The sequence below is a fragment of the Vibrio sp. 1401 genome (genome assembly GCF_033340295.1).
The window spans coordinates 1-711 of sequence record NZ_JAWOWF010000350.1; the positions used below are offsets into that span (position 1 = coordinate 1).

At 47.7% G+C, this 711-nt stretch carries 1 protein-coding gene; it reads right to left on the reverse strand.

Going from position 1 to position 711, the window contains the following annotated elements:
* A partial coding sequence (locus R7Z77_RS25570) for an efflux RND transporter permease subunit (RefSeq protein ID WP_318137078.1) occupies nt 1–711 on the reverse strand: 711 nt, incomplete at both ends.

A 711-nucleotide genomic window follows, 5' to 3' on the forward strand; every position in this document is an offset into this window, starting at 1 on the left:
TCAACACGAGCAACATCTTTTAGATAAACCGTAGAGCCATTTGGATTAGCACGAAGAACAACGTTTTCAAACTCGCTCACACTTTCTAAGCGGCCTTTCGTCACTAGGTTGAACTGCACTTCTTGCGGGTTATTGTACGGCGCGGCACCAACACGGCCAGCAGCAACCTGAACGTTTTGCTCCGCTAAAGCAGCATATACATCCGATGTCGTTAGCTTGAGGTTGGCCATTTTTTCTGGGTCCAACCACACGCGCATCGCGTATTCACCACCACCAATTACATTTACTTCACTGATGCCTTTCGCACGCGCCAACTGATCTTTTACATTCAAGTTGATGTAGTTAATTAAGAATTGGTCATCGTACTTGCCGTCTGGTGAATAGAAGTTCAGAACCATCAATAGGTCAGGAGAACGCTTTTTCACCGTCACGCCGACCATGCGCACTTCCTGAGGCAGTTTTGACTCAATCTGTGACACTCGGTTTTGCACGTTCACCTGCGCCATATCTGGGTCGGTACCAACATCAAACGTAACGTTTAAGCTGTACGAACCATCGTTAGCACTTTTCGAAGACATGTAAATCATGTTTTCTACGCCGTTCACCGATGTCTCTATCGGATCGGCGATGGCCTGTTCAACCACTTCGGCACTTGCGCCAGTGTAGTACGCCGTTACGCTAACCGACGGTGGACTAATTTGCGGATATTCA